The organism is Lysinibacillus sp. FJAT-14745 (assembly GCF_001275675.1).
GTDB lineage: Bacteria > Bacillota > Bacilli > Bacillales_A > Planococcaceae > Lysinibacillus.
This window is the reverse complement of the sequence record NZ_LITM01000017.1, coordinates 5,620-21,411: the sequence shown is the minus strand read 5'-3', so window position 1 is coordinate 21,411 and position 15,792 is coordinate 5,620. Positions and strand designations below refer to the sequence as shown.

Genomic DNA, 15,792 nt, shown 5'->3' with positions numbered 1-15,792 from the left:
GTATTAAAGAGGAAACCCCTCATAGTTATTTTAGAATAGAAGGTGAAGAAATGCCTAAAAAAATACTTTTGGTGGAAGATGAGAAGCATATCGCTCGCTTTGTGGAGCTAGAATTAAAGCATGAAGGCTACGATGTATTCGTCGCTTTTGATGGACGTGAAGGACTTGCGCTAGCTTCATCTGAAAATTTTGATGTGTTGTTATTAGATGTTATGCTTCCGGGGATAAATGGGATTGAAATTTGTCGTCGAATACGTACGCAGTCAAAGGTACCTATTATATTGTTAACAGCACGAGATGCTGTGATGGATCGTGTAGCAGGCTTAGATGCTGGTGCAGATGACTACATAGTAAAACCATTCGCTATTGAAGAACTACTAGCTAGAATTCGTACAATAATACGTCGGGTGACACCTGATGAAAAAATTGGGGGTTCATTACATTTTCGTGATATCGAAATGAATGTAGCGGCCTATGAAGTATTTGTTCAAGGGAAAAAGCTTGATTTAACGAAAACAGAATATGATTTACTTAAATTATTAATAGAGCATAAAAATAAAGTTTGTACACGAGAGATAATTTTAACCTCTGTTTGGGGGTATGATACGGATATAGAGACAAATGTCGTAGATGTATATATCCGGCATTTACGAACAAAACTACCGGGTGATATGAATGCCTATATCGAAACCGTTCGTGGGGTTGGGTACGTGATGCGTGAATGAAAAAATTGAAAGATTATTTAGTCAATCAGTCATTACAAAGAAAATGGATGCTAACATCTAGTGCTGTTATCTTTTTTAGCTACACGATCATTTGTATAGTCGTCTATATTTCATTGCATACATGGCTATTAAATGACGAGGCGAGTAAAATCAAACGGACAAGCGATGATTTGGTGTATTTTTTAGAGTCACAGGGACCGGGTCTTACGGTTGATCAAATTCAGCAAAACCAAGGTCTTTTAAATTCTATTGCGGATCGTAATCAAACGGTTAAATTGTTTAATTCAGATGGCGAAAAGATTTTAAGTATTAATGATAATACAAAAGTTGCACCTCTTACTTCGATAGGTGAAATTATTAAAATGACGATTGATAAAAAGGATGTCTTTGTCATAAATCAACGGATTCAGCTCGGTTTCTTTCATGGGTATATTCAGGTGATTCATCCATTATCAAAGTTCCAGTCTTTGATGCAATATCTATTGACTACAATGCTAATAGCTGGTATAGGAGCATTATTGTTATCAGCTTCAATTGGGTTTTATCTTGCCAATTATTTGATGAAACCATTACGTGGGTTACGTTCATCCATGAAAACCGTTATGGATAAAGGATTTAATGAACCAATTCAATTAACTTACACGTCTCATGATGAGATTGGTGATTTATTGAATATGTACAACGCGATGATGAATGAATTGCAAATTTCGTTTACACAGCAGCAACAATTTGTTGCGGATGCTTCTCACGAGTTACGAACACCTATACAGGCAATTGAAGGACATCTTTCCCTATTGAAAAGGTGGGGGAAGGATGATCCAGAAATTTTAGAGGAATCTATTGATACTTCACTTATGGAAATTGCACGAATGCGTAAAATGATTGAAGAATTATTAGAACTTGCGCGCCGTGAAGAAAAGGATATCAAAAGTGAGGCTGATGCAGTAGTTGTTATAGAAGCGGTTCTAGAGGAAACAAGACGCCTTCATCCAAAAGCTCGAATAACGCTGTCGAAAAATGAAGAAATAGGGCGATTATTTATAACAGAAAATGCACTTAGCCAAATTGTTCGTAATATAATAGAAAATGCAATTCGTTATTGTGAAAAAATTCCTGAGATTCAAATTTCACTTTCTATTTCTGGAAATGAGGCACTTATAAAAATAGAAGATAATGGAATTGGTATAGCTGAAGAAAACATTCCGTTCATTTTCGATCGTTTTTATCGGGTTGATGAAGCTAGAAATCGTCAAATAGGCGGAACGGGCTTAGGGCTTAGTATTACAAAAATGTTGCTTGAAAAATATAATAGTACTGTAGAAGTCAAGAGTGAAAAAAATATTGGAACCGTTTTCTTGATGAAATTCCCGCTAAAATATTGAGAAAAATACACGCTTTATTTAATTATTTTAGCCTTTACGAAAAAATTTGCTTAATTTTATAAAAAGAGTTGTATTTTTTGTGAAGAGTAGTAAGATTGAGATGGAAAAAACGTTCTTTAAATTATGGATAAGTTGTGTTAAACATCCTTTTAAAGAACGGAGAAATATTATATAATTAATTGTAATTTAATTAATGGAACTGCCGAAAGGCAAAATTTGGAGGTCATTTTTCATGTCGAACAACGTTACAACTGTAAGTTCTCCATGGTCAGCTTTTTCTGGTCCTAACTTAGGATATGTGATGGAGCAATACGACTTATTCTTACAGTCTCCTGAAGAAGTAGAACCGGAGTTAGTATTATTATTCCAACAATTTGGTGCACCAGTAGTAGTAGAAGGTGAAGTAGCTGTAGCTAGTAATGCAGCAGCTCCTGCTGGCGATTATAAGAAAGTATTAGCAGCTGTGAAACTAGCAGATGCAATTCGTACACATGGTCATTTAGCGGCAGATATCTACCCTTTGAATAACCGTGAACTACAAACAGCTCAAATTGAAGAAAGCGCGTTCAACTTAAGCGCTGCAGATTTAGCTGAAATTCCTGCAGCTATCTTCTTCAAAGATGTGCCAGCTAACGTGAAAAATGGTAAAGATGCAATCGATTACTTAAAATCTGTTTATACAGAAAAAGTAGCATTTGAATATAATCACGTAGTAACAACAGAAGAACGTGATTGGATTCAAGCACAAATTGAATCAGGTTCATTTAAACAAGCATTAGCTTCTAATGAGAAAAAAGCTTTATTAGATCGATTAACTCGTGTTGAAAATTTCGAGAAGTTTATTCATAAAACTTTTGTAGGTCAAAAGCGTTTCTCTGGTGAAGGTTTAGATACTCAAATTATCCTATTTGATGAAATTTTAAATACAGCTGAAACAAATAGCGTAGAAAATGTACGTATTGGTATGGCTCACCGTGGTCGTTTAAATGTGTTAACACACATTTTAAATAAACCATACGATATGATGTTCTCTGACTTTGCACATGTATCTAATGAATTATTTATGCCAGAAAATGGTCGCCTTGAAATTACTAAAGGTTGGACTGGTGATGTTAAGTACCACATGGGTGCTTCTTACAACCGTGAAACTGGTATGAATGTTAAACTTGCATACAACCCATCTCACTTAGAAGTAGGAAATCCAGTTGTTTTAGGTACTGCACGTGCAGCACAAGATGACACTTCTAAACCAGGGCAAGCTATCCATAACCGCACAAAAGGATTAGGTATTCTTGTGCATGGTGATGCTGCGTTCCCAGGTCAAGGGATCGTAACAGAAGTATTAAACTTTGCAAAAACTGAAGGGTTCACTACTGGTGGTACAATCCATGTCATTGCTAACAATATGATTGGATTTACAACTGAACTACAAGACTCTCGTTCATCTGTTTACTCTTCTGACCCTGCAAAAGGTTACGAAGTACCAGTTGTACATGTAAACGCAGATAGCCCTGAGTCTGTAGCTTTAGTAGGTCGTTTCGCAGCTAGCTACCGTCAAAAATTCGGTAAAGATATCGTTGTTGACTTAATTGGTTACCGCCGTCATGGTCACAATGAAACTGATGATCCAACTGTTACAAACCCTGAAACATATAAATTAGTTTCTAAACATGAACCCGTTCGTGCTTTATACGGTGCTCAATTAGCAGCTGAGGGTGTAGTTTCAGCTGATGAAGTAGCAGCATTAGATGCAGCTATTTATGCCGAAATGCAAGCAGCTTATGATCATGTAAAAGAAATGGCAGATAAAGATGAGCACAAGCATTTAGAAATGCCAGAAGAACTAAAAGTAGAATTCCCACAAATTGATACAGCAGTTGGTGCGGAACGTCTAGGAAAAATTAACGAAGAACTTTTAGTGTTTGAAGATAACTTTGAACCACAGAAAAAACTTGGTAAAATTTTAGAAAAACGCCGTGATGCATTTGCTTCTGCAAAAATCGACTGGGGTCATGCAGAAACATTAGCTTATGCAACAATTATTCAAGATGGCACACCAGTTCGTTTTACAGGTCAAGATGCACAACGTGGTACGTTCTCTCAACGTCACTTAGTGTTACATGACAAAAACAATGGTAATTTATTCACGCCACTTCACCATATTTCAGGTGCTAATGCATCATTTACAGTACACAACTCTCCACTTACAGAAGCTGGGGTAGTGGGCTTTGAATATGGTTACAATTTAGAAAATGGCCATGTATTATCAGTTTGGGAAGCTCAATTTGGTGACTTCGCTAACATGGCACAAGTGATGTTCGATAACTTTATTTCAGGTGCACGTGCTAAATGGGGTCAAAAATCTGGTTTAGTGATTCTTTTACCACATGGTTATGAAGGTCAAGGTCCAGAACACTCTTCAAGCCGTATGGAACGTTACTTACAAATGTCAGCTGAAAATAACTGGTTCGTAGCAAACTGCTCAAACGCAGGTAACTACTACCACTTATTACGTCGTCAAGCAGCATTGTTAGGAACAGAAGGCGTTCGACCACTTGTAGTTGTATCACCTAAGTACTTACTTCGTCACCCATTAGCTGCAGCAAATGCTGATCAATTAGCAAATGGCTCATTCCAAGAAGTAATTGAACAACCAGGCCTAGGTTCAAAAACTGAAGCTGTAGAACGCATTGTATTAGGTTCAGGTAAAGTAATGATCGACATCGCAGATCGTATTAAAGATGGTGAAGGCTTCGATCACTTACACATTGTTCGTGTAGAACAACTTTACCCATTCCCAAAAGAGCAAGTTGCTGATATTATTGCTAAGTATCCTAATGCTAAAGAAATCGTTTGGGTACAAGAAGAACCTAAAAACCAAGGTTCTTGGAATTATGCATTAGAAACATTACACGACCTTTCAGAAGGTAAAAAGCTACGTTATGTAGGCCGTCCTGCAATGAGCTCGACTTCTGAAGGTGATGCAGATTCTCATAAAGCAGCTCAAGCAGCACTTGTAGAAGAAGCAGTTTCTGAGCCTGTAAAGGTTAAATAATCACATATTAAAATTTGAGAGCCGGGCTACTTGCTGCTTAGGCAGTAGCCCTTTTATGTGCACCAATGCACGTTAATTAAAGGAGGAAATGAAAGTGGCTGAAATTAAAGTCCCTGAATTAGCAGAATCGATTACAGAAGGTAGTATCGCACAGTGGGTAAAAAAAGTGGGCGATCGCGTTGAAAAAGGTGAATTCATCGTTGAACTTGAAACAGATAAAGTAAACGCTGAAATCATTTCTGAAGAAGCGGGAGTTTTAACTCAAATTTTAGCTGAAGAAGGCGATACTGTACTTGTAGGTCAAGTTATCGCAGTTGTAGAAGCTGGCGAAGGTGCAGCACCTGCTCCAGCAGCTCCAGTTGAGGCAGCTCCAGCTCCAGCAGCGCCACAAGCGGCACCTGCTCCTGTTGCAGCAGCTCCAGTTGTAGAAGAAACTTCTGGTGAGCGTGTAATCGCATCTCCAGCAGCACGTAGACTTGCTCGTGAAAAAGGTATTGACCTTGCTGCTGTATCTCCAGTAGATCCACAAGGCCGTGTACGTGTACAAGACGTAGCAGCTCATGGTACAGCTCCAGTGGCAGCACCACAAGCAGCTCCAGCAGCACCTAAAGCAGTTGCAGCTGTAGACGAATCACGTGTAACAGTTGAAAAAATGAGCCGTCGTCGCCAAACAATTGCGAAACGTTTACTTGAAGTAAAACAATCTACAGCAATGTTAACTACATTCAACGAAGTAGATATGACAAACGTTATGGCTTTACGTTCTCGTAAAAAAGACCAATTCTTCGAGTCAACTGGCTCAAAACTTGGTTTCATGTCATTCTTCACAAAAGCTGTAGTTGCAGCTCTTAAAAAATACCCATATGTGAACGCACAAATCGCTGGCGATGAAATTCACTTAAACAACTTCTTTGATATCGGTGTAGCTGTATCAACTGAAGAAGGTTTAGTAGTACCAGTTGTACGTGACGCTGACCGCAAAAACTTTGCAGAAATTGAAGATTCAATTGCAGACCTAGCGAAAAAAGCTCGCGACAAAAAATTAGGTTTAGCTGATCTTTCAGGTGGCTCATTCACAATTACAAATGGTGGGGTATTCGGTTCATTAATGTCTACACCTATCATGAATGGTACTCAAGCTGGTATTCTTGGTATGCATACGATCAAAAAACGTCCAGTTGAAGTGAATGGTGAAGTAGAAATTCGCCCAATGATGTACTTAGCTCTTTCTTATGACCACCGTATTATCGATGGTAAAGATTCTGTAGGCTTCCTTAAAACTGTTAAAGAACTTCTTGAAAACCCAGAAGATTTATTATTAAATTCTTAATTCCTGAATTTATTAACCCCTGCAAAACATTGTTTTGCAGGGTTTTTTTCTTTTTATGGAACATTTAAGGTAGCGACGGATAAAACAATCGAAGCGACGGAAAGGAGAGCCAGAGCGACGGATAGGGCAATTGAAACGACGGAAAGAAAGGCCAGAGCGACGGATAGAGCAATCGAAGCGACGGAAAGAAGAGCAAGAGCGACGGATAAAGTAATCGAAGCGACGGAAAGAAGAGCCAGAGCGACGGGTAGGGCAATGGAAGCGACGGAAAGAAAGGCCAGAGCGACGGATAGAAAACGAAGCGACGGAAAGAAGAGCCAAAGCGACGGATAAAGCAATCGAAGCGACGGAAAGAAAGGCCAGAGCGACGGATAGAAAACGAAGCGACGGATAAAGCAATCGAAACGACGGAAAGAAGAGCCAGAACGACGGATAGAAAACGAAGCGACGGAAAGAAGAGCCAGAACGACGGATAGAAAACGAAGCGACGGAAAGAAGAGCCAAAATGACGGATAAAACAATCGAAGCGATGGAAAGAAAGGCCAGAGCGACGGATAGGAAACGAAGCGACGGAAAGAAGAGCCAGAGCGACGGATAAAGCAATGGAAGCGACGGAAAGAAGAGCAAGAGCGACGGATAAAGTAATCGAAGCGACGGAAAGAAGAGTCAGAGCGACGGGTAGGGCAATGGAAGCGACGGAAAGAAAGGCCAGAGCGACGGATAGAAAACGAAGCGACGGATAAAGCAATCGAAGCGACGGAAAGAAAGGCCAGAGCGACGGATAGAAAACAAAGCGACGGAAAGAAGAGCCAAAGTGACGGATAAAGCAATCGAAACGACGGAAAGAAGAGCCAGAACGACGGATGGAAAACGAGGCGACGGAAAGAAGAGCCAAAGTGACGGATAAAGCAATGGAAGCGACGGAAAGAAAGGCCAGAGCGACGGATAGGAAACGAAGCGACGGAAAGAAGAGCCGAAGTGACGGATAAAGCAATCGAAACGACGGAAAGAAGAGCCAGAACGACGGATAGAAAACGAAGCGACGGATAAAGCAATCGAAGCGAGGGAAAGAAAGGCCAGAGCGACGGATGGAAAACGAACTGGCGGATAGGTTGTCCTATCATTTAAGTAAGATGTATAGTGCAAAGGATATTATCTGTCCTGATCCACAATTTCTTTTGAATTACTAGAAAGCAAGTTGAGTATTAATTATTTGCGGATTTTCTGAAAAATAAGCTCTTCATTACATTTGTTATAAACGTATCTAAGTATAAAAGTTGATTGGAGTTCGTACAATGGAGCATGGGCGACTTTGTAGACTCTTTTAGGAAAGCGGCAGTCTTAATCATTTCCAACTTTGCAAAAGTGTATATAACGCTTTAAAAGAAATAAAACCCTAATATTGTAATTAGTCAGAAAAATAATAATATTGTATTGACGAACATATTCGTTTTATAGTAGTATCTTAATATCAATTAAATATACAAACCTCACATTTATCCTATCGTGAGGTAGAGGCGCGGTATTTATTAGTTCATTGTTGAGTAAAAGCAAGCGTAGACGCAATGGAGAAGGAACTATCGCCGAAGTATAAAAGGAGCTCGTACTTTTATGCTGGGTCTGCAGTGAATAAGTGCAGGACTGTCCTAGTAAATTAATTCCAGGATTTACTAGGTTGTGCTATCTCGGAAACATGGAATTTATAGTGAGGATTTGGGCAACTGTCAATTAAAGTAAGACCTAAGTTCAATGCTTAGGTCTTTTTTCGTACAGTTGTTTTATTTTTTTACAGAAAAGGGGAGTTTTACATGAAAAGAAAATGGTTGGTATTAATGTTAACTGTAGTGACTGCAATTGTGTTGGCTGCATGTGGGGCAAAAGACAAAAAGGATGAGGCAACAGGCGATGCTGGTGCTGAAAAAGACGGCGGCGGTGGTGAATTCCGCGTTGGGATGGAAGCAGGCTATGCTCCGTTTAACTGGACACAGCAAGATGATGCAAATGGCGCAGTGAAAATTGCTGATAATGCAGAATATGCAGGCGGATATGATGTGCAAATGGCGAAAAAAATTGCTGAAGGCTTAGGAAAAAAATTAGTTATCGTGAAATTGGAATGGGATGGTTTAGTACCAGCATTACAATCAAACAAAATCGATGCAATCATTGCAGGGATGTCACCTACTAAAGAGCGTAAGCAAACAATTGATTTCACCGAAAACTATTATACGTCTGATTTTGTGATGGTCATCAAAAAAGGCAGTGAATATGAAAAAGCAAAATCTATCCAAGATTTCTCCGGTGCAAAAATTACATCACAATTAAATACGTCTAACTACAATGTTATTGATCAAATCAAAGATGTAAAAAAACAAACAGCAATGGATAACTTCCCAGCAATGCGTGTAGCATTAGAAGCAGGAAAAATTGACGGCTATGTAGCAGAGCGTCCAGAAGGTATTTCCGCGGCTGCTGCAAATGATAAGTTCACGTATGTAAAGTTTGAAAAAGGTTTCGATACAGATATTTCAAATACATCTATTGCAGTTGGTTTACGTAAAGGTGATGCAGATCTTGAAAAAATCAATGAAATCTTAAAAGGTATTTCTGAAGATGATCGCCAAAAAATTATGGAAGAAGCAATTCACCAACAACCAGCAGCACAATAACATGATGGCACGGGCTATCTGCTAGTCCGTGCCATATCATTACATCATATTTAATAAGAATCTCTAAATATAATAATGTCTTGGCTAAAAGTTTCATAAAATAAAAGAATCAAAGGCTCTAGCTAAGACACGATACTGTAACGAACAAGCAACACGACGTAGTTAGGAGGAACATCATGAGTTTTGAATGGATTATTTCTATTGTTGAGAACAACTGGCAAATGTTTTTACGAGGTGCGTATTATACATTACTTATTTCGATTATTAGTACAGTTATTGGTGCACTTATCGGATTTTTCATTGGAATTATGCATACCATCAAGGTTCGTAAAAAGGGTTTAAAATTCTATAGCCTAAAGCTCTTTAATTTTATACTAACATGCTATGTCGAATTCTTCCGTGGTACACCAATGATTGTACAAGCGATGGTTGTATTTTACGGATTAGATATTGCATTTGGTATTGATATGCACTTTATTACAGCAGGTATTTTAGTTGTTTCACTAAACACAGGTGCATATATGACTGAAATTGTGCGTGGCGGTATTGTTTCCATTGATAAGGGGCAGTACGAGGCTGCATCAGCCATTGGTATGAATCATTTTCAAATTATGCTACATGTTGTATTACCACAAGTTGCGCGAAATATATTGCCTGCAACAGGTAATCAATTAATTATGAATATTAAAGATACAGCAGTATTAAACGTTATCGGGGTTACGGAATTATACTTCCAAACAAAGTCGATTGCAGGTAATAACTTCCGCTATTTTGAATCCTTCTTTGTAGCTTGTGTCCTTTATTTCATCATGACATTCACAGCATCTAGAATTTTACTGTATGTAGAAAAACGACTGGATGGACCAGATGCCTACCAAAAAGAACAGAAAGAAGCAGTATAGGGGGACGAACAGATGGCAGTTATTAAAATCGAGCATTTAAGTAAATCATTTGGGCGTAACCAAGTGTTAAAAGATGTAAATTTTCAAGTAGAAAAGGGCGAGGTTGTTTGCTTAATCGGTTCTTCCGGATCTGGTAAATCAACACTACTACGTTGCATTAATTTACTAGAAACACCAAGTGGCGGTCAAATTATTTATAAAGGTGACAACATTTTAGACGATAAGCATAATATCCAAGAATACCGTACACATTTAGGTATGGTATTCCAGCAATTTAACTTATTTAACAATCATAATGTGCTAAAAAACTGTACAGTTGGTCAAATGAAAGTATTAAAGCGTTCGAAGGCAGAAGCTGACGAAGTTGCTCTAAAATATTTGCAAATTGTCGGTATGGATCAATACGTCAATGCGAAGCCAAGGCAGCTATCTGGCGGTCAAAAACAGCGGGTAGCGATTGCGCGAGCATTGTCAATGAGCCCAGATGTGATGCTGTTTGATGAACCGACGTCAGCTCTTGACCCAGAAATGGTTGGTGAAGTGTTGAAGGTAATGCGTCAGCTAGCGGATGCTGGGAATACGATGTTAATTGTGACACATGAAATGGAATTTGCTAAAGAAGTAGCAGACCGTGTTGTATTTATGGATAAAGGTGTTATTGTGGAGGAAGGACCACCATCGCAGGTTTTAGTAAACCCTCAGCATGAACGGACAAAAGAGTTTTTAAAACGAACATTAAGATAATGAGTTTACACATACGGTTGCATTAACAAAAAAAGTGAGTCCAAATGAATGGGCTCACTTATTTTCTAGAATTCCATTCTGCGTATAAAACAAAGCAAATTGCAAATGCAACGGCCAATATAAAAAACCATTGCGGTACACCACCAAAGCTCATATTAACACCTCGAAATAAAAATTTTTATGATTGATATGGTTAAAAAACGATAGTTACGGAGAAAATATGAACTTCTATGGTTTTTTTCTCCACAAAAGTTCAAAAATATTATAAAATAAGCAATAGACATTAGCTTCGCGCTAGTAAAGAGAGGTAGAGAGATTATGTTACATTTAAAATGGAAAGATGCTCCAACAGTACGCACAGTTACTTGTAAGCATACAAATGCATCAAAATATTTAGTTTCAAACGTATTAACAGTAGGGAAACAATATGATGTGAAAAATGAAACAGAAGAATTCATTTTTATTATCGATAACACTGGTAATATCGGTGGCTACTATAAAGATTATTTTGAATGAGCATAAAAATCAAAGGGTGGTTCAGATTTCTGAGCCACCCTTATTTGTTGGAAAAACGGAATCATTCTCCCTTAAAGCTCTTTAATTCAGCTACATCCTGTAATTGCTGTTTTTCCTGTTCTGTAGCTGTATGAAGGGCAAAGACGTCTTTGATAGCTGCCTTCAGCTCATGCTGTGTTTCTTTGAATTTCGATACCTGCTGTTCGAAGGAAGGGCTCGTAAAACGATCATTTGTACGAGATAATCTTTCCTCTAATTGTGCGTAGTGATGATCCATATGCATGGATAACATCATGGCCAATTGATTTTTCCAAAGTGGAATAAGAGTACCGATTGAAAATTCGATTTTTTCAGCTAGCGTTTGATTGGACTGCTGAATCATGCGTATTTGTGGAGCAGTTTGTAAGGCAACCTGCTGAGAAACTTGTAAGTCATAAATACGTTGATCTAAACGTTCGATTTGAGCGGCAAAATCATTCAGCTGTTGTACCGCAAGTGGTTGATTCGTTGCCTGTAAACTAGTCACCTTTGCAGGAAGCTCGACTTCGATTGCTTGCTGCTTCTTCATTTGTCCTGCTGCAATAGCAGTCGCTAACTCCTCAAAGAATCCTCTATTATGTGCATAAAGTTCTTCAAGCATTTCTACATCTTTAATCATTTGAAGCTGTGAACGTTCGAGCTGAACACCAATGCGTTCTACTTGGATACTAATACGTTCAAACTCCGTTAATGTTTGCTTAACAGTAGGCTCGATTTTGCCAAACATTTTTTGAAAAAAGGACTGCTTTTTTGGTTCTAATGCGTTAGGGTCCACACGGTCTAACGTTTGCATTAATGAATCTAACATTTGGCCAACTTTTGAAACGTCTTTCTGTTTTACTTGTACAAGCATTCGATCAGCAAATTGAGAAAGCGCTCGCTGTGAACCTTGCCCTAAAGACAGGACAGATTCGAAGTTTGTCAGGTCTAGCTGGCTAGCAAAAAGAAGTGCTCGACTTTGTGCAAGAGGCGATAGCGTTTCATACGTCGCCATCGCCTCATTATTTGGAGTTGTTTCTAAATAAGATTGCACAAGAGGGGAAATACCTTGTATTGTATTTAGTTCAAATGCGTGATCATTTGCTGTCACTTATCATCGCCTCGCCATTCCAATTGTTCTTTTCGTCTTATATTGGAACGATTCGCAAATTCGATTTCCATCTGAAGATGGTCGATTTCGTTGGAAAGCGCATCCTTTAAATCAATTTGAATCGTATCATTTAAATCTGTGAGTGTTTCTCTTGTTTTTGATAATGTAAGCTGGATTTCTTTATCCTTCACAGGCTGCCTCGATAACATCGTATATTTATCCGTTAATTCGACAGCGGAAGGAAGGTGTGCATAAAAAAATTGTTCTACATTATAAAATTTTCGTGGATCTGTTTTCACTATTTTCACGATATTTTTTGAAATACGTGTCATTTCGAGTAATTGCTTAAATGCAGAAACAGAACGTACACGTAAATAGTTTTGACTTAAAGTTTGTATACTTTTATTTGCTGCTGTAAGTTGTGTTTCAATATGTTTGTATTCTTCTTTTGTTATACCTGCTATTTGCATAAATTTCTTTTTCTGTCTATGTTTCAACAACGCTGTACTTGGCGCGTAAGTTCCAGCAAACAATAAACCACCAAGGAAGAATCCTGGGTCTGCGGCAATTGCTGCTATAGAAACAGTTGTGAGAGAAATTAAGAAGCTAGCGGTATGTCTAGAGAAAAACTGTCCGACACTAAGCATGTTTCTTCCTCCTAGCATTTAGATATGTCTATATTCTTATACGAAATAATCGACATAAAGTTTCAATGAAATAATAATCCTTACATAAATTTTACTGCTAATTGTAAAGTTTCTCAATGATATTACTTAAGAACAAGAAAATCCTTTGCTTTTTTAGGAAGAAAAGGGGCCAGACGAAAAAAAGTCAAACTAATTGTCTGACATTGCAGTTTCTCTGCAAAGACGGATAGACCTGCCGAAGTGACGGATTGAATCATCAGAGCGACGAATGGAACCATCGAAATGACGGATAGAATCATCAGAGCGACGGATAGAACCATCGAAATGATGGATAGAACTGCCAAAGCGACGGATAGAATTGACCAAACGACGGAAAGAATCTCTATACTCGGATAGGTGTTAAAAGGCCTATCAAGGATTAATTATTTTCAATATATTGTATTCAAATTTAATGTAATTCGCGAATTTTTGGATCGCTTCACACGTCATTAATCAAATTTTATCTATTAGTATTGGTTTTTTTACTGTTGTTAATTCCTCGGGTCCATTTTAAGTCATTCACCAGACCGAAAATGCTTTAATTGTTCTGTCAAAAGAGTCGTCCCATCAATTGTATAATGGTCAAATTGCCCTAAATGGTTTTTATCATGAGCAAAATAGATATAGACGACATTTGGTTCATCTGAAAAAATAACGTTTACCCAATAACTTGGAAGACCTGCAAAATGCCATTTACATTCAATAGATTGGATAGCGTCCTTCTGATAAGACTTATCTTCAATCAAATAGTTTTCGATTCTCTTTTCATATAGTTCCTTTTTGATTTGTACAGTACAAAATGGTGCAAGTAACATGATGAATAACGCAACTATCAAAAACTTTTTCATTCGACAACTCCCTATACAAGTTCTACCCAGTTTGTAAATAAGAATAACTTTGCCGTCAACTCATTAAAATTACCGTTAATTTCAGCCAAAAGATTGATGTAAATGGGTATTGTATTTATTATATTAATTTACAAATACATGGTTCATCACCAAAAGTTGTGGATGACTTTTGTTAAAACGTTTACTATGCAAATAGTTGATTGTAGTGGAGACTGGGCGACTCCTCGGGGATCAGCGTTTCAGATAAGACCCTGCAGCGAAGCGAAGCGGCTTATCGAACGCCCCCAGGAAAGCGCCCAGTCGGAACGGAAATCAACCACACGTTTCGGTGATGATCCAAATACATGTGAAATAGGAGAATGTTGTATATGGAAATTAAATCACTTACTTTACAAACTGATAATTTACAAACTATGAAAGAATTCTATATAAATAAATTAGGGTTTCTTATGATTGCTGAAAATAGAGATAGCTTTCAAATTCAAACAGGCACTAGTATTTTGGAGTTCACGAATAGAGATACAGTTAGCAAACCATTTTATCATTTTGCCTTCAATATTCCAGCAAACCAATTTGAAGAAGCGAAATTTTGGTTGAAGAACAAAGTCCAACTTTTAACAGAGGATGGAGAAGATGAGGTAAACTTTTCACATTTACCAGCACAAGCAATATATTTTGAGGACCCTTCAGGTAATATTGTAGAATTTATAGCTCGTTATGGCATAAACGAAGAAAGCTCAGAGCCGTTTACTATCAATAGTATTTTGAATATTAGTGAAATTGGTCTTATCGTTGATGATGTGTTAAAGGTAGGAAAAGAATTAGGCAAAGCACATATATTTGAAAGGGGCCATAAGCCGTTAAACGACAAATTTCTAAACTTTATGGGCGTAAGAGATAAAGGGATATTTATTATCCTTGCACATCCCGGAAGAAGATGGATTTTTTCAGACAAATATTCTACCATTTTTCCTCTCCAAATTACAGTTGATAACGGAAAAATGATAATTGTAAATGATAAAGGTGAATTTATTATCAAAGATTGCTCTGTATGATAAATAGTAAGGGGAATACGTATAAAGGTTAATGATCTCTATAGGTAATCTTGAAGGAAAAGGCTCATATGCTGTTTTGGCTTCCGCTAAATTTATTTAAGACAGTTAGAGATAAGTGATGATTAGAAATAATATAAGAACTCTTAATCAAGTTAGTCAGCAATTCCTACTTGATTATGTCTCTAATGTTGAAAAATATTACCATATATTCTATTATTTTTTATATACCAAAAAGGTAATTACCGGAGTAATAGGGGGATGAAATATGAGTCAAGTTTGTGTTATCAGCATCTATGTACCTAATATTGAAAAAGCAATTGATTTTTACACGACTGTTTTAGGTTTTGAGGTAAACAAACAATACGGACCCAAAATCGTGACACTTGTTCATGGAGATTTGCCTTTAGTTTTAGAAGAATCGAAAAACTCTAAATCTATTCCTAAAGATTCTTTAGGTGTGGTTTTAGCTTTAAAAACAGAAGACATTCATCAAACAGTCAATAAGTTAAAAGAACATAATGTTGAGTTTGTTGCAGATGAGCCGATGGATTGTCCTCCAGGAAAAGTTATTAGCTTCAGAGATCCTTTCGGGAATGTCTTAGAGTATTTACAATTTATTTAGGTAGATATTTGTAAGCGTCAAATAGCGCCCACGTGTTTTTCCGTGGGCGCTTTGATGTATGCTTTAATTAGTTTTCTTTGGAACGTGACAGTTAGTTGGAATTGTCTTCGACCAAGGTAAGAGTTGATCGAG

At 37.7% G+C, this 15,792-nt stretch carries 15 protein-coding genes and 1 riboswitch; of the genes, 10 read left to right on the top strand and 5 right to left on the bottom strand.

The window, feature by feature from the left end:
- The first annotated feature begins 50 nt into the window (after nucleotides 1-50).
- From AMS59_RS22170 to odhB, 4 genes are all read left to right on the top strand, one after another.
- Nucleotides 51-725, top strand: a complete 675-nt coding sequence (locus AMS59_RS22170) for a response regulator transcription factor (protein ID WP_053485874.1) — start codon at nucleotides 51-53, stop codon at nucleotides 723-725.
- The gene (locus AMS59_RS22165) at nucleotides 722-2,107 is read left to right on the top strand and encodes a HAMP domain-containing histidine kinase (protein WP_053485873.1); all 1,386 of its coding nucleotides are present in this window, start codon (nucleotides 722-724) and stop codon (nucleotides 2,105-2,107) included. The genes AMS59_RS22170 and AMS59_RS22165 overlap by 4 nt, the downstream gene beginning before the upstream one ends.
- Before the next feature lie 232 nt (nucleotides 2,108-2,339).
- Nucleotides 2,340-5,162, top strand: coding sequence for a 2-oxoglutarate dehydrogenase E1 component (locus tag AMS59_RS22160; RefSeq protein ID WP_053485872.1), 2,823 nt, complete (start codon nucleotides 2,340-2,342; stop codon nucleotides 5,160-5,162).
- A gap of 94 nt (nucleotides 5,163-5,256) precedes the next feature.
- Nucleotides 5,257-6,492 carry a 2-oxoglutarate dehydrogenase complex dihydrolipoyllysine-residue succinyltransferase gene (gene odhB / locus AMS59_RS22155; RefSeq protein ID WP_053485871.1) on the top strand — a complete coding sequence of 412 codons (1,236 nt, stop codon included), beginning with the start codon at nucleotides 5,257-5,259 and terminating at the stop codon, nucleotides 6,490-6,492.
- Between the two features lie 64 nt (nucleotides 6,493-6,556).
- On the opposite strand, the gene AMS59_RS25620 is transcribed toward odhB, so the two are convergent.
- The gene (locus AMS59_RS25620) at nucleotides 6,557-7,486 is read right to left on the bottom strand and encodes a hypothetical protein (RefSeq protein WP_234007882.1); all 930 of its coding nucleotides are present in this window, start codon (nucleotides 7,484-7,486) and stop codon (nucleotides 6,557-6,559) included.
- A gap of 510 nt (nucleotides 7,487-7,996) precedes the next feature.
- Nucleotides 7,997-8,183: riboswitch (Lysine riboswitch) on the top strand.
- Nucleotides 8,184-8,300: 117 nt separating this feature from the next.
- Between AMS59_RS25620 and AMS59_RS22150 the strand changes: the two genes are divergently transcribed.
- The 4 genes from AMS59_RS22150 (at nucleotide 8,301) to AMS59_RS22135 (ending at nucleotide 11,320) form a co-directional block, all read left to right on the top strand.
- Nucleotides 8,301-9,158, top strand: a complete 858-nt coding sequence (locus AMS59_RS22150) for a transporter substrate-binding domain-containing protein (protein WP_053485870.1) — start codon at nucleotides 8,301-8,303, stop codon at nucleotides 9,156-9,158.
- Nucleotides 9,159-9,334: 176 nt separating this feature from the next.
- Nucleotides 9,335-10,060 (top strand): amino acid ABC transporter permease, encoded by a 726-nt coding sequence (locus tag AMS59_RS22145; RefSeq protein ID WP_053485869.1) that lies wholly within the window; start codon nucleotides 9,335-9,337, stop codon nucleotides 10,058-10,060.
- Between the two features lie 12 nt (nucleotides 10,061-10,072).
- Complete coding sequence (locus tag AMS59_RS22140; RefSeq protein ID WP_053485868.1) at nucleotides 10,073-10,804, top strand: amino acid ABC transporter ATP-binding protein; 732 nt, start codon at nucleotides 10,073-10,075, stop codon at nucleotides 10,802-10,804.
- A gap of 318 nt (nucleotides 10,805-11,122) precedes the next feature.
- Nucleotides 11,123-11,320, top strand: coding sequence for a DUF6501 family protein (locus AMS59_RS22135; RefSeq protein WP_053485867.1), 198 nt, complete (start codon nucleotides 11,123-11,125; stop codon nucleotides 11,318-11,320).
- A gap of 61 nt (nucleotides 11,321-11,381) precedes the next feature.
- On the opposite strand, the gene AMS59_RS22130 is transcribed toward AMS59_RS22135, so the two are convergent.
- The 4 genes from AMS59_RS22130 to AMS59_RS22120 all read right to left on the bottom strand — a co-directional run bounded on the left by AMS59_RS22130 (nucleotide 11,382) and on the right by AMS59_RS22120 (nucleotide 13,983).
- Nucleotides 11,382-12,449, bottom strand: coding sequence for a toxic anion resistance protein (locus AMS59_RS22130; RefSeq protein WP_053485866.1), 1,068 nt, complete (start codon nucleotides 12,447-12,449; stop codon nucleotides 11,382-11,384).
- Nucleotides 12,446-13,096, bottom strand: coding sequence for a 5-bromo-4-chloroindolyl phosphate hydrolysis family protein (locus tag AMS59_RS22125; protein WP_053485865.1), 651 nt, complete (start codon nucleotides 13,094-13,096; stop codon nucleotides 12,446-12,448). The genes AMS59_RS22130 and AMS59_RS22125 overlap by 4 nt, the downstream gene beginning before the upstream one ends.
- 189 nt (nucleotides 13,097-13,285) lie before the next feature.
- Entirely contained in the window at nucleotides 13,286-13,462 is a 177-nt protein-coding gene (locus tag AMS59_RS25615) for a hypothetical protein (protein WP_156304748.1), read from the bottom strand.
- Between the two features lie 188 nt (nucleotides 13,463-13,650).
- Nucleotides 13,651-13,983 carry a DUF3139 domain-containing protein gene (locus tag AMS59_RS22120; RefSeq protein WP_053485864.1) on the bottom strand — a complete coding sequence of 111 codons (333 nt, stop codon included), beginning with the start codon at nucleotides 13,981-13,983 and terminating at the stop codon, nucleotides 13,651-13,653.
- 368 nt (nucleotides 13,984-14,351) lie between these two features.
- Here AMS59_RS22120 and AMS59_RS22110 point away from each other — a divergent pair, with 368 nt between their 5' ends.
- Both AMS59_RS22110 and AMS59_RS22105 read left to right on the top strand, forming a co-directional pair.
- Nucleotides 14,352-15,038 (top strand): VOC family protein, encoded by a 687-nt coding sequence (locus tag AMS59_RS22110; RefSeq protein WP_053485862.1) that lies wholly within the window; start codon nucleotides 14,352-14,354, stop codon nucleotides 15,036-15,038.
- 265 nt (nucleotides 15,039-15,303) lie between these two features.
- Entirely contained in the window at nucleotides 15,304-15,660 is a 357-nt protein-coding gene (locus AMS59_RS22105; RefSeq protein WP_053485861.1) for a VOC family protein, read from the top strand.
- The last annotated feature ends 132 nt before the right edge of the window (nucleotides 15,661-15,792 follow it).

Bases quoted from the DNA above. Each gene is read 5' to 3' on its own strand.
- AMS59_RS22170 (WP_053485874.1), top strand. From the start codon at position 51: ATGCCTAAAAAAATACTTTTGGTGGAAGATGAGAAGCATATCGCTCGC.
- AMS59_RS22165 (WP_053485873.1), top strand. From the start codon at position 722: ATGAAAAAATTGAAAGATTATTTAGTCAATCAGTCATTACAAAGAAAA.
- AMS59_RS22160 (WP_053485872.1), top strand. From the start codon at position 2,340: ATGTCGAACAACGTTACAACTGTAAGTTCTCCATGGTCAGCTTTTTCT.
- AMS59_RS22150 (WP_053485870.1), top strand. From the start codon at position 8,301: ATGAAAAGAAAATGGTTGGTATTAATGTTAACTGTAGTGACTGCAATT.
- AMS59_RS22145 (WP_053485869.1), top strand. From the start codon at position 9,335: ATGAGTTTTGAATGGATTATTTCTATTGTTGAGAACAACTGGCAAATG.
- AMS59_RS22140 (WP_053485868.1), top strand. From the start codon at position 10,073: ATGGCAGTTATTAAAATCGAGCATTTAAGTAAATCATTTGGGCGTAAC.
- AMS59_RS22135 (WP_053485867.1), top strand. From the start codon at position 11,123: ATGTTACATTTAAAATGGAAAGATGCTCCAACAGTACGCACAGTTACT.
- AMS59_RS22125 (WP_053485865.1), bottom strand. From the start codon at position 13,096: ATGCTTAGTGTCGGACAGTTTTTCTCTAGACATACCGCTAGCTTCTTA.
- AMS59_RS22120 (WP_053485864.1), bottom strand. From the start codon at position 13,983: ATGAAAAAGTTTTTGATAGTTGCGTTATTCATCATGTTACTTGCACCA.
- AMS59_RS22110 (WP_053485862.1), top strand. From the start codon at position 14,352: ATGGAAATTAAATCACTTACTTTACAAACTGATAATTTACAAACTATG.
- AMS59_RS22105 (WP_053485861.1), top strand. From the start codon at position 15,304: ATGAGTCAAGTTTGTGTTATCAGCATCTATGTACCTAATATTGAAAAA.